Here is a 12770-nt window from a genome sequence, read left to right as displayed (position 1 = left end):
TCCGTCGTATCGCCGTTTTCCTCGGGATGAGGAGTTCCGTCGCGAGTTGATGACTCGGGATCTGTACAACTTCCGCAGCCGCAGCTACTGGTTGCGTCGGTTGGAAAATCACGACAGAAAGGAACGGGTGCCGGTGGATGAATACACGATCGAGCATATCCTGCCGCAGAACGAGAACCTTTCTCGAGAATGGCAGCACGCCTTGGGCGAAGACTGGAAACGTATCCAGGAGACCTGGTTGCATACCCTTGGGAACCTGACCTTGACTGGCTACAACGCCGAGTACAGTGATCGGCCCTTTGCCAAAAAGCGGGATATGAAGGGCGGCTTCAAGGAGAGCCCGTTGCGTGTCAATGAAGGTCTGGGTGCACTGGAGAGCTGGGACGAGACCACGATACAAAAGCGTGCTGAGCGATTGGCGAATGTCGCCGTCACGGTCTGGCAGGCACCCAGTGTGAGCGAGGATGTGCTCTCAGCCTACCGGTCCGAGAAAGAGCCTCAGACGAGCTACAGTCTGGACGATCACCCGCAACTCGAAGAAGGCGCACCCATGCGGGAGCTATTCGAGGCCTTGCGCAAGGAAGTGTTGGCACTGGACCCGGGTGTGACCGAGGAGATCCTCAAGCTCTATATCGCCTTCAAGGCCGAGACGAATTTCGTGGATGTGGTCCCGCAGAAGAGCCGGCTGCGCCTTTCGCTCAACATGGCATTTTATGAGCTGCACGACCCGAAACAGTTAGCCAAGGACGTGACGAATCTCGGCCGCTGGGGGAACGGAGACGTGGAGATCGGGCTGAGTTCATCGGATGATCTGCCTTACGTTATGGGACTGGTACGCCAGGCCTTCGAGAAGCAGATGGGCGATCTGGAGGTGGCGGGATGAGTCAGGTGGGTGCACGCGAACGCCTCACCCAGCAGCAGCTAGGGAGCTTCTTTCAGGAGACGCTGGTCTACCACTATCGAGGTGGTTGCAAAGCCAGCGACGGCAATGGTTGCGACTTCAGCAAGGAGGGCGGGACTCAGCAATGACTGTTCCCTATCCAACACCAATACTGAGGTTGATCCACATTGACAACCTCGGCCTCTGCCTGGCGCGAGGAGGGCTGCATGCGCCGAACCATCAGCCCGGTGACGGTCTGGAGTATCGCGCTATTCACAGCCTGGCCGTCCAGGCATCCAGGCATCCAGGCACGACCGGGCGATTCCCTGTGGGCCGGGCGGGTCGATGCACGATTATGTGCCGTTCTACTTTGGCCCCTTGTCACCGATGATGCTGAACCTCAAGACCGGCCGGGTTGCCGGTTACCAGGAAGGTCAGGAGCCGCTGATCTATCTGGTGTCGACCGCTCAGAAGGTTCAGGAAACCGGCGCCGAATTCGTCTTCTCCGATGGCCACGGGCTGGCGGCATTCACCGAGTGGTTTGATGATCTTGATTTCCTGGAACAAATTGATTGGCAGGTCGTGAAGGCACGCTATTGGGCGGATACCGCAAATGATATGGATCGACAGCGCAAAAAGCAGGCGGAGTTCCTGGTGCATCGCTTCTGCCCCTGGGCGCTTATTGGGGAAATTGTGGTCCTGAACCAACGCATGAAAGAGCGCGTCGAGGCGGTATTGGCTGGATACCCGGCGGCTTCGGGCGTGGCTGTTTCCGAGCGCCCGGACTGGTACTATCATTAGATAGTGGGAGAATACAATGATTGAGCATACACAAGGCAACCTGCTCAGCGCTGACGCGGAAGCGCTGGTCAACACGGTGAATTGCGTTGGCTACATGGGCAAAGGAATTGCCCTGCAGTTCAAGCAGGCGTTTCCGGAGAATTTCAAGGCGTATCAGCGGGCGTGCAAGGCGGAAGAGGTGCGGCCCGGAAGGATGTTCGTATTCGAGACCGGGAACCTGGTCAATCCCCGCTATATCATCAACTTTCCGACCAAGAATCACTGGCGGGGCAAGTCCCGCATGCAGGATATCGAGCAAGGCTTGCAGGACCTCATCGCTGTTATCCGGAGGCTAAACATTCGCTCGGTTGCGATCCCGCCGCTTGGCAGCGGACTGGGGGGATTGAATTGGCTGGAAGTAAAGCCGCGAATCGAGGCGGCGTTTGCCGATCTTGCGGACGTTCATGTATTGCTCTATGAACCCAAGGGTGCGCCCGAAGCAGCCCGCATGCTGGTCAGGACCAAGCGCCCGCATTGGACGGTGGCGCGTGCCCTTTTCATCAGCCTGATGGATCGCTATGGGGAGCTGGATTACCGCCGGACGCTACTGGAGATACAGAAGCTTGCCTACTTCCTGCAGGAGGCCGGGGAAGGACTAAGGCTACGTTACGAAAAAGGGCTTTATGGCCCTTACGCGCACAACCTGAACAAAGTGCTGGAGACCCTGGAAGGGCATTACACGCGCGGATTTGGTGACAGTCAGAAGCCCGATACTGAAATTGAATTGATGGACGGCGCGGTCGACGAGGCTGAACGGTTTCTGGCTGAATACCAGGAGTCCCGGGAGCGCCTGGACCAGGTCACAGAACTCATCGCAGGCTTCGAAACGCCATACGGAATGGAGCTGCTGTCCAGCGTGCATTGGGTTGCAGCGCATGATGAGCGGCTGGTCAGTAATGCGGATGAGGCCGTGGAAGCGGTTCATGCCTGGAATGACCGAAAGCGGAGCATGTTCCAGCCGAAGCACATCAGGGTCGCATGGCGGCATTTGGAGGATCACGGTTGGCTGGGTCTCGATCAGGCTGCCTCGCGCGGGCCGGGTTCAGGGAACGCTGGAAGGCCGAGGTAAACGAAATAGTCAACGGAAAGCCGCATGATGCTGTCGGTCACTCTTGTGGCAGGCGCACAGGAGGCGCGGATCAGGAGGCGTAGGCCCATGCAAACTAAGCAGGCGCAGGAGTTCCGCAATCAATGGCCTGCCTGCCTGGATGCCATGGAGGCACTGTATGGTCAACGCATGCCTCCGCCGGATCAGCGCTATGAAGCCGTTAGGAAGCAACTACAGCGGCTACGCCATCAACCGGCGGCCAATGAAATTCAGAAGGCGCTGCGTACGCTTTGGGATTTTGACCAGCGTTTTTGGGGCGAGACGCTGGGGTTTGATTCCGCTGATCATGAGTGGGCGGTCTATTCACTCTGCTACCTCTGCAAGGACGAAACGATCATCGGGCATTTGTTGAATATCTATGTCCCGCTACTCGGGAGACATATTCAGGACATGCTCGGGAAGGATTTCCGCGCCAAAATCGGGACGACGTTTATGGACGATGTCGGTCACGTACTCTGGGATATTGAAGGGCTGCTCGAGCCCGAGGATCATGATTTGTTCGATTGGCATGGCAACCGGAATGGCTTGTCCAGGGAGAAAATCGAGACATGGTTGCGATTCGCGGATCTGCCACCGCTGCCAAGCCCCGACTTTCCACCGCGCTGGGTTTTGCTGCGCTTTACCAATTTGCAAGACTCTTTTGGCTCTGAAGAAGAGTACCTGAAGGATTTGCAGGCGTTCTATGTGGAGCGAGGTTATTCCGTTGAATGATATCGGAAATCATGAAGGCCGATCCGTCTGGAGCGTGAGATCCGTATGAGCACCGTCGGCCAACGAGAACGCCACACACAGCAACAGGTGCTGCGCTTCTTCCAGGACGAGCTGGATTATCGCTACCTGGGCGACTGGAAGGACCGCGCCGGCAACTGCAATATCGAGGAAGACCTGCTGCGCGACTGGCTGGCGCGGCAGGGCCATGATGAGCGCGTGATCAGCCGTGTGCTCCGCGAGCTGGACCAGGCGGCGGCGATCGCCGGCAGCAAGACCCTCTATGACGCGAACCGTGCTGTGTACGAGAAGCTGCGCTACGGGGTGCACGTCAAGCCGTCGGTGCAGGAGCAGACGGTCACGATCTGGCTGATCGACTGGGAGAATCCAGAAAACAACGATTTCGCCGTGGCCGAGGAGGTCACGGTGGCCGGGGCCAATACCAAGCGCCCGGATGTAGTGCTTTACGTCAACGGCATCGCTCTGGGCGTGCTGGAACTGAAGCGCTCCACCGTGGCGGTGGCCGAGGGCATCCGCCAGAGCCTGGACAACCAGAAACCCGAGTTTATCCAATCCTTTTTCGCCACGGCGCAGCTGGTGATGGCCGGTAACCCCACCGAGGGCCTGCGTTACGGGGTGATCGAGACGCCCGAGAAGTTCTGGATGGAATGGAAGGAGCCGTCCGAGATCGACGACCCCTTGGCGCGCGGGCTGCACCAGCTCTGCCGCCAGGAGCGGCTGCTGGAGATCGTGCACGACTTCATGGTCTTCGACGCCGGCATCAAGAAGACCTGCCGCCACAACCAGTTCTTCGGCGTACGTGCTGCGCAGGATCATGTGCAGCGTCGCCAGGGCGGCATCATCTGGCACACCCAGGGCAGCGGCAAGTCGCTGACCATGGTGTGGCTGGCGAAATGGATTCGCGAAAACGTGCAGGACGCCAGGGTGCTGGTGATCACCGACCGCACCGAGCTTGACGAGCAGATCGAAAAGGTCTTCAAGGGCGTGGACGAGGATATCCACCGCACCCGGAGCGGCGCGGACCTGATCGATGTGCTCAATCGCAGCGACGAGTGGCTGATCGCTTCCCTGATCCACAAGTTCGGCGCCTCGGAGGAAGGCGATGTCGACGCCTTTATCCAGGATATGCGCAGCCACCTGCCGAAAGGCTTTCGGGCCAAGGGTAGTCTGTTCGTGTTCGTCGACGAGTGCCACCGCACCCAGTCCGGCAAGCTGCATGAGGCGATGAAGGCCCTGCTGCCCGAGGCCATGCTGATTGGTTTCACCGGTACGCCACTACTGAAGAAGGACAAGCGCAAGAGCATCGAAGTCTTCGGCCCCTACATCCACAGCTACAAGTTCGACGAGGCGGTGCGTGACGGCGTCGTGCTGGACCTGCGCTATGAAGCGCGGGATATCGACCAGCATGTCACCTCACAGGACAAGATCGACCAGTGGTTCGAGCTCAAGACCCAGGGCCTGAACGACTACGCCCGCGCCCAGCTCAAGAAGCGCTGGGGCACACTGCAGAAGGTGCTCAGTTCACGAGACCGGCTGGAGAAGATCGTCTCCGACATTCTCTGGGACATGGCCACCCGCGACCGGCTGATGAGTGGCCACGGCAACGCCATGCTGGTGGCCGGCAGCATCTATGCGGCCTGCCGATTGTACGAGATGTTCGAGAAGACCGAGCTGAAGGGCAAGTGCGCCATTGTCACTTCCTATGCACCCTCCACCGCCGATATCAAGGGCGAGGCCACCGGCGAGGGCGAGACCGAGAAGCTGCACCAGTATGCGATCTACCGGCGCATGCTGGCCGAGCACTTCAACGAGCCGGAAGACTCGGCCGTCAACAAGGTGGATACCTTCGAGCAGGAGGTAAAGAAGCGCTTCATTGATGAGCCCGGCCAGATGAAGCTGCTGATTGTGGTCGACAAGCTGCTCACCGGCTTCGACGCCCCACCGGCCACCTACCTCTACATCGACAAGCAGATGCGCGACCACGGCCTGTTCCAGGCCATCTGCCGGGTCAATCGCCTGCACACCGAGGACAAGGAGGTCGGCTACATCGTCGACTACAAGGACCTGTTCAAGTCCCTGGAGCAATCCATCCAGGACTACACCGGGGGCGCGTTTGATGCCTTCGATGCGGACGACGTGGAAGGGCTGCTGGAGGATCGGCTGGAAAAGGCACGGGAACGCCTGGAAGAGACCCGCGAAGCGGTCAAGGCGCTATGCGAGGCCGTGGACCCGCCCAGGGACAGTCCCGCCTACCGGCGCTATTTCATCGGCCCCAGCGATGCGCCCGAGGTGCAGAAGGAGAACGAGCCCAGGCGTCTGGCCCTGTACAAACACGTTGGCGCTTTCCTGCGCGCCTATGCCGACCTGGCCAACGAAATGCAGCAGGCCGGCTACAGCGAGGCCGAGGCCGCCACGATCAAGGCGGAAGTCGAGCACTACGAAAAGGTTAGGGAAGAGGTCAAGCTGGCCAGCGGCGATTACATCGATATGAAGATGTACGAGCCGGCCATGCGGCATCTGCTGGACACTTACATCCGCGCGGATGAGAGCGAGAAGCTCTCGGCCTTTGACGATATGACGTTGGTGGAACTGGTGGTCGAACGCGGAGAAGAAGCAGTGGACAGCCTGCCGGCATCCATCTCGGGTGATCGCGAGGCCATGGCAGAGACCATCGAGAACAACGTGCGCCGGCTGATCATCGACGAAATGGCCGTCAACCCGAAGTACTACGAGAAGATGTCCGAGCTGCTGGATGCCCTGATCGAGCAACGGCGCAAGGAAGCCCTTGAGTACAAGGAATATCTGCGCCGTATCGTGGAACTGACGCGGAAAGCGGCGCGGCGGGAAAGTGAAAGTCGCTATCCCACTGGCATTGATACACCGGCACAACAGGCGCTGTATGACAACCTGGGTCAGGACAGCGCGCTCGCCCTGAGTCTTGACGAGAAGATCCGGTCGGTGAAAAAAGCAGACTGGCGGGGGAACAGATTCAAGGAGCGCGAAGTGCGGAACGCCATCGCCTACGTCCTCGAAACCCAGGCCCGGGAAAGCGAGATTCCCGACCAGGATGCGGTTTTTGAACTGGTGAAGAACCAGCATGACTATTGAGCGCAGCCATATCGAGGTCAGCGGCATCGACGTGGAGATTCGCCGCAAGGCGATCAAGAATCTGCATGTGGGCGTCTATCCGCCCGATGGCAAGGTGCGGGTGGCTGCGCCTGCGCACCTGGACGATGAAGCTGTCCGGCTGGCGATCGTGTCACGCTTGAGCTGGATCCGGCGCCAACGGAAGAGCTTTGTCGAGCAAGAGCGTCAGTCTCCCAGGGACATGGTGACCGGCGAGAGCCATTACTTTGCTGGTCGGCGATATCGCCTCGACGTGATCGAGCACGCGGGCCGGCCGGCGGTCAGGTTGAGAGGCAACCACACGCTCGAGTTGAAGGTGTCTCCTGGCACCGATCAGAAACAGCGTCGCCATATTCTCGAGCGCTGGTATCGTCAGGCGCTCAAGTCACGAATCCCTGAGTTGCTGGCGCGTTGGGAACCCATCGTGAATGCAAAAGTCAGCGAGTGTCGGGTGAAGAAAATGAAAACCAAATGGGGCAGTTGCAATGCTCAAGCTGGGCGAATCTGGCTGAACCTGGAGCTGGCGAAAAAGCCTGAATCCTGTGTCGAGTACATCCTCGTCCATGAAATGATTCATTTCTTCGAGCGGCACCACAACGAACGCTTCCGAGAGCTGATGGACCTCTTCATGCCGGACTGGCGTACCCGACGTGACCAGTTGAATGCTCAGCCGCTGGCGCACGAGAACTGGACGTACTGACCGCGCGAATCCGTTGGACTGGATGATGTGGGGGTGCAACCGATTGCCATGGCCTCGCTCAAACTGGACCTCCACGAAAGATTCAAACCTGGCAACGCTGTTTACTGAATAAAGTACACCGATTTGACTTCTTATCTGCCTCCTGCCCATAATGTTTAATATATTGAACTTGAAATAACGTCAAGTCAATCAAACTGAACAGAAGGCACGTATCCGCGATGAAGCGCAAGAGAAGTTACGCGCGCCAGACGCGCCAGGCACTCTCGATCCTGGGGAAGCTGATCCGGATCGGGCGCATGGAGCGCGGCATGACGGCACAGGAGCTGGCGGACCGTGCCGGGATCAGCCGCACGACGCTCCATAACATCGAGAAGGGCGCACCAGGAGCGGAGATCGGCAGCGTGTTCGAGGCCGCGTCACTGGCCGGTGTGCGCCTGTTCGATGACGACGAGGCAGCGCTTCGTGTCGAGAACGCACGCCTCGATGAAAAACTGATGCTGCTACCGAAGAGCGTACGCGCATCCCGCACCGAGGTCGATGATGACTTCTGATCGCAAGATGCCGGACAGCGTCTTTGTGTGGATCTGGCTGCCGGGTGAGACCCAGCCGGTCGTGGCCGGCCGCATCTCAATGGATGGCGGCCGCTACATCTTCAATTACGGCGCCAGCTATCTTGAGCGCAACAACGCCATCCCGATCTATGAACCCGAGTTGCCGCTCAGGCGCGGCCGGATCGATCCGCTTCCCAACTTGGAGATGGCCAGTTGCCTGCGTGATGGCTCGCCGGATGCCTGGGGCCGCCGCGTGATCATCAATCGGCTCGTCGGGCCGCAGGCCGGCGATCGGGGTGCGGACCAGTTGAACGAACTCACCTACTTGATCGAGTCTGGCTCCGACAGGATTGGCGCACTGGATTTCCAGCACTCGGCCACCGAGTACGTGCCACGCACCTCGGTTCAGGCAAGCTACGAGGAGTTGCTTGAGGCAGCCGACCGTGTCGAAAAAGGTCTCCCTCTGACACCGCCGCTCGACCGGGCGATCCATCACGGCACATCGATTGGTGGGGCGCGACCGAAGGCACTGATCGATGCTGACGAGCGCAAGCTGATCGCCAAGTTTTCATCGAGCAAGGACGTCTATAGCGTCGTGAAGGCCGAGTTCATGGCCATGCGGCTCGCGCACCTGTGTGGGCTCGACGTTGCGCCTGTCTCGATCTTCGAGACGGCCGGCAAGGACGTTCTGCTCATCGAGCGCTTCGACAGGATCAAGGCAGACGGCAACTGGCAGCGTCGCGCCATGCTCTCGGGGCTGACCATTCTCGAACTCGGTGAGATGGAAGCGCGCTACGCGTCCTATGAAGACCTGGCCGAACGGATCCGCCACACCTTCACCGATCCGAAAGAAACGCTCCGCGAGCTCTACGGGCGGATTTGCTTCAACGTGCTGTGCGGCAATACGGACGATCACGCGCGTAACCATGCCGCCTTCTGGGACGGCAAGATGCTGACGCTGACGCCCGCCTACGATATCTGTCCGCAGGGACGCGCCGGCGACGAGGCGACGCAGGCGATGCTCATCAAGGGCGAGAACCGCATGAGCACGCTCGCCACGTGCCTGTTGGCGTCGGCCGATTTTCACCTGAGCGAAGACGAGGCCACGGCGCTCATTGAAGGTCAGATCGAAACCATCGCGCAAAGCTGGGCTTCAAAGTGCGATGAGGCGGCGCTGAGCCCTGTCGATGCCAAACTCCTTGCCGGTCGACAGTTCCTGAACCCTTACTGCGTACAAGGCCTCGGCCGGCAGCACCAAGCACTCACGGATCAATTCGAAGACGCGAGAGCGCGCATTATCGATCTGAGTGCACAGGGTGGATAATTCTGTTGCGCAGCCCACGACGCCGATCGACTTTTTGCCCGGCGCCGGTGTTGTCCCGCGCGGCACGGCGTTTGCGAAGACGCTCCGGCTGTTTGTACGTAATGGTCAATGGAGGCCGGGATCCGGGTCGTCGCTCCAGCAAGATTGACGTAGTAGCCCGAATGTGCGATCAGGCAGGTTAGACTCCCGACCATGCGTTTTGCCGCCATCGACTTCGAAACTGCCAACCGCGGCGCCGACAGTGCCTGCGCGATGGGCGTCGTGATTGCCGGTGATGGCCGCATCGTCCACCGCGAGACCCATCTCATCTGCCCGCCGCCCGGCGAGTTCCTGTTCACCCATATCCATGGACTTGATTGGGACGATGTGTGCGATGCAGCTGATTTTGGCCAGGTCTGGTCGGGGCTCGGTCCGCTGCTCGAGGACGTCGATTTCATGGCCGCGCACAATGCCCCCTTCGACCGGAGGGTGCTGCACGCCTGCTGCCACAGCCATGGTGTGAGCATCCCGGAAGTGCCCTTCGAGTGCACCGTGGCGCTGGCACGCCGGGTGTGGAGCATCTATCCCACCAAGCTGCCCGATGTCTGCCGCCGTCTCGGTATCCCCTTGAACCACCATGACGCCGCATCCGACGCCGACGCGTGCGCCCGTATCGTTCTGGCCGCCGAAGAAGCCGGTTGGCATCCGTAGCCCGCCCCCTCAAATCCCGGCCTTGTCCATCATCCCCATGAGCTTGCGGCGAGCCTTGTAGCGGGTGCGGATCTGTTCGATCCAGTCGCGGGTTTCGCGGCTGTCGTCGAGTTGGGCCACGTTCCTGATCAGCGGGACGACGTTCTTGTAGGTCTTGGCGTCGGCACGTGGCAGCTCGGCGTCGGCGGCGCGTCGGTACAGGCCGGCGGCGGCTTTGGGGTGTTTGGCGGCGACGGATTCGGCTACCTTGATCAGCAGTTCGGGGTGGGCTGCCTGTGTGACGACCAGTTCCATGGCTTCTTCGGGGGCGCCATCTTCCAAAAGGAGCTGCACCCGCATGCTGACGTTTCGGCGGCCATCGTCGAGTCGAAGTTCGCGTTCGGCCAGCTCGCTCAGCGCTTCTTGTCGAATCTTTGGCCATTGATCCTCGCTCGCGGCCTTGAGTCGATGCCAGGTTTCCGGTCCGGGGCGATGACGATAATCCTCCCAAAGCATTTCGCGTGCCTCGGCTTCGAGGCCGGCGCGCTGGTATTCCTCGGCCACCAGGTGGCGCATGCCCGGCCAGCGGGGTTTGTCCTTGAGGCCGCGCTCGGCCCAGCTCATGGCCAGTGCGTCGTGGCCGAATTCGCGACAGGCCTTGACGATCTTCTCGTAGTCGTAGCCAGACGACAGGTCACGCGACAGCAGTTCGATCAGGGTGTCGAAATCGCCTTGGCAGCGGGCGATTTCGACACGCCAGGCCAAGACCCGGATGTTCTCGTATCGTTGCGAAAAGTCCTCTTTCTCGGCACTTTCGGGCAGGGCCGCGACGGCCTTGTCCACGCGCCGGATATAGGCTGCCTGCCCCTTGCTGCCCAGGGCGTCCCAGTAGCGCTCCAGCGGAAACAGGTTCCAGTCTTCTTCTGTCTTGAACTTGTGCAGGCTGCCGGCCAGTTTCACGCCCGATACCCCGGCTTTTGCCGCGGCGCGGGCGTGCAGTTCGACAAAATCGTGCATGCGCTCGCCGATCATTCCGCCGGAGTCGTCGGCACGTGGATAGATGCGCAACAGCCGCTTGACGACATACTCAGCAAGCTCGAAGCATGTTTGTGGATCGCTTTCCAGCAGCGACTCCAGAATGTCCAGCGGCGCATGGAGTTGCAGCGCATAGTCCTGACTGCGGCGCCAGTCAAGGAATCCGCCCGTTCTGAGCAGCGCCGAAAGCGATTTTTTCAATGCCTTCGGGTCGCTGGAGAGCTTGAGCCGCAACTGCTTTTCCAGCGCCGCATCGTACAGGGCGGCTTGATGCAGCCATTCGGCCAGGCGTTCGCGTGGCTGCTTCAGAAGTGCGGCGTGCAGATCGTCCCCGGATTTCGCCGGGTCATCGTCGCTTTCAGCCTCGATCCAGGTCAGGGCGGCGGCCACCAGATGCTTGCAGAAGCTGCCGTCGGCGGCGGCCGGGCAGGAGCAGGCGAACTGAAGATCATCGTCTTGCTGTCGCAGCCATAGCCGGTAGCGGCTGGTGCCCTGGGCGGTGGCCTCGAAACCGGTCGCCTCTTGCGTCGAGATGCTCACGCGCCCCTGCGCATAGTAGGATTCGCCCCGGCCGAATGCGGCATCACCGGCAAGCGCCCGAATCTGCTCGTGATTCATCGGGACAATCCGGTCGGTTCGCCGGGCGCCTTCGTCCAGCGCACGGCGTAGCCCTCGTCTTCATGGAAGTCTTCGGCGAAGCGCTTCATTTCATTGGCCTCGAACTCGAACCAGCGGCGCTCGTCATCGGGAAAATCAATCAGTGTGTCCTTGAAGCGGCGAAAGGGCTTGCGCATTCTCAAAGCATCCTGCAGTCGCTCCGATGCCGCACTGCTGGCCTCCTCCAATGCGAACTGCTGCATGAGTTGATAGCCGTCCGAGCTGGCGAAATGAGGGATCGGCAACACTTGCTCCGGGTCTGTTGGCGTCCAGAGTTCCGCATCGTCGTGGCCGAATGCAAAGGCGGCATCCTCCGGGTCCAGGCACAGCTTTCCCGTTGCAGGATCAAGCACCCATTCGGTGTTCTGATCGCTCATTGCCATCTTTATGTCTTCGGGATCGAGGGTCAGGACGGGCATGTTCATTTCGGGATCAACTCCACGCGATGAAACAATCGGACCGAGCCTTCCGACGGGAAAGCCTGATGACGGAAGGCACGATGATAGCAATAGCGCGGTTTGCCGATTGGTTTCGTGTCTGATATCGGCTCATGCGCAGAGCAAGTCATTTTCGGTACCGAGTTTTAGCCTTGGTAGCCCTTTGACGTACAGGTTTCTGTACATTAAGATAGGGGCATGTCCACGATTAGCTACACTGATCTGCGCCGCCGGCTGGCCAGCGCCATGGACCAGGTCAACGAAGACCATGCGCCGCTCTACATCACCCGCCAGAAGGGCAAGGGGGCGGTGTTGCTTTCGGCGGATGATTACGCCTCGATCGAGGAGACGTTGTACCTGATGTCCAGCCCGCGCAATGCCGCGCGGTTGACCGAAGCGATCGAGGGTTTGCGGCAAGGCGAAGGTGAAACGCGCGAACTGATCGAGTGAAGATCTGTTTTCATGCACACGCCTGGGCTGATTATCTCTATTGGCAGAAGGCCGACCCGAAAAAACTCAAGCGCATCAACGAACTGATCCGTGCCATTGGTCGTGACCCGTTCAAGGGTGTTGGCAAGCCGGAGCCACTGAGAGGAAACTGGTCGGGCTTCTGGTCGCGCCGGATTGATCGGAAACATCGGCTGGTCTATGCCGTCGAGAACGACACGCTGCTGATTGCCCAGTGCCGGTTTCATTATTGAGGCCCGCCAACTC

12 protein-coding genes and 1 pseudogene are annotated in these 12770 nt (G+C 59.9%); 11 read left to right on the top strand and 2 right to left on the bottom strand.

The window, feature by feature from the left end; translation table 11 throughout:
• Nucleotides 1-49 precede the first annotated feature (49 nt).
• The 9 genes and pseudogenes from IC757_RS16635 to IC757_RS00835 all read left to right on the top strand — a co-directional run bounded on the left by IC757_RS16635 (nt 50) and on the right by IC757_RS00835 (nt 9948).
• Nucleotides 50-883 carry a DUF1524 domain-containing protein gene (locus IC757_RS16635; protein WP_263405590.1) on the top strand — a complete coding sequence of 278 codons (834 nt, stop codon included), beginning with the start codon at nt 50-52 and terminating at the stop codon, nt 881-883.
• A 276-nt stretch (nt 884-1159) separates the two neighbouring features.
• Nucleotides 1160-1681, top strand: a pseudogene (locus IC757_RS00870) (DUF4433 domain-containing protein); the annotation flags it as partial.
• Between the two features lie 16 nt (nt 1682-1697).
• Nucleotides 1698-2789, top strand: a complete 1092-nt coding sequence (locus tag IC757_RS00865) for a macro domain-containing protein (RefSeq protein WP_190975531.1) — start codon at nt 1698-1700, stop codon at nt 2787-2789.
• An 87-nt stretch (nt 2790-2876) separates the two neighbouring features.
• Nucleotides 2877-3539 (top strand): hypothetical protein, encoded by a 663-nt coding sequence (locus IC757_RS00860; RefSeq protein ID WP_190975530.1) that lies wholly within the window; start codon nt 2877-2879, stop codon nt 3537-3539.
• Nucleotides 3540-3584: 45 nt separating this feature from the next.
• The gene (locus IC757_RS00855) at nt 3585-6665 is read left to right on the top strand and encodes a type I restriction endonuclease subunit R (RefSeq protein ID WP_190975529.1); all 3081 of its coding nucleotides are present in this window, start codon (nt 3585-3587) and stop codon (nt 6663-6665) included.
• A complete protein-coding gene (locus tag IC757_RS00850) occupies nt 6655-7383 on the top strand; it encodes a M48 family metallopeptidase (RefSeq protein ID WP_190975528.1) in 729 nt (242 codons plus the stop codon). The genes IC757_RS00855 and IC757_RS00850 overlap by 11 nt, the downstream gene beginning before the upstream one ends.
• A gap of 218 nt (nt 7384-7601) precedes the next feature.
• Nucleotides 7602-7934: a helix-turn-helix transcriptional regulator gene (locus tag IC757_RS00845; protein WP_190975527.1), complete on the top strand. Its 333-nt coding sequence runs from the start codon at nt 7602-7604 to the stop codon at nt 7932-7934.
• A complete protein-coding gene (locus IC757_RS00840) occupies nt 7921-9258 on the top strand; it encodes a type II toxin-antitoxin system HipA family toxin (protein ID WP_223846193.1) in 1338 nt (445 codons plus the stop codon). The genes IC757_RS00845 and IC757_RS00840 overlap by 14 nt, the downstream gene beginning before the upstream one ends.
• A 192-nt stretch (nt 9259-9450) precedes the next feature.
• Entirely contained in the window at nt 9451-9948 is a 498-nt protein-coding gene (locus IC757_RS00835) for an exonuclease domain-containing protein (RefSeq protein ID WP_190975526.1), read from the top strand.
• Nucleotides 9949-9957: 9 nt separating this feature from the next.
• On the opposite strand, the gene IC757_RS00830 is transcribed toward IC757_RS00835, so the two are convergent.
• Nucleotides 9958-11580 carry an SWIM zinc finger domain-containing protein gene (locus tag IC757_RS00830; protein ID WP_190975525.1) on the bottom strand — a complete coding sequence of 541 codons (1623 nt, stop codon included), beginning with the start codon at nt 11578-11580 and terminating at the stop codon, nt 9958-9960.
• Nucleotides 11577-12044 (bottom strand): UPF0158 family protein, encoded by a 468-nt coding sequence (locus tag IC757_RS00825; RefSeq protein WP_190975524.1) that lies wholly within the window; start codon nt 12042-12044, stop codon nt 11577-11579. The genes IC757_RS00830 and IC757_RS00825 overlap by 4 nt, the downstream gene beginning before the upstream one ends.
• A gap of 210 nt (nt 12045-12254) precedes the next feature.
• Between IC757_RS00825 and IC757_RS00820 the strand changes: the two genes are divergently transcribed.
• Nucleotides 12255-12506, top strand: a complete 252-nt coding sequence (locus tag IC757_RS00820; RefSeq protein WP_190975523.1) for a type II toxin-antitoxin system Phd/YefM family antitoxin — start codon at nt 12255-12257, stop codon at nt 12504-12506.
• A complete protein-coding gene (locus tag IC757_RS00815; protein WP_190975522.1) occupies nt 12503-12757 on the top strand; it encodes a Txe/YoeB family addiction module toxin in 255 nt (84 codons plus the stop codon). Before IC757_RS00820 ends, IC757_RS00815 begins: the two co-directional genes overlap by 4 nt.
• The last annotated feature ends 13 nt before the right edge of the window (nt 12758-12770 follow it).

Source organism: Wenzhouxiangella sp. AB-CW3, from assembly GCF_014725735.1.
GTDB lineage: Bacteria > Pseudomonadota > Gammaproteobacteria > Xanthomonadales > Wenzhouxiangellaceae > Wenzhouxiangella.
The sequence above is the reverse complement of the archived record's forward strand: the minus strand, read 5'-3'. Positions and strand labels throughout refer to the sequence as shown.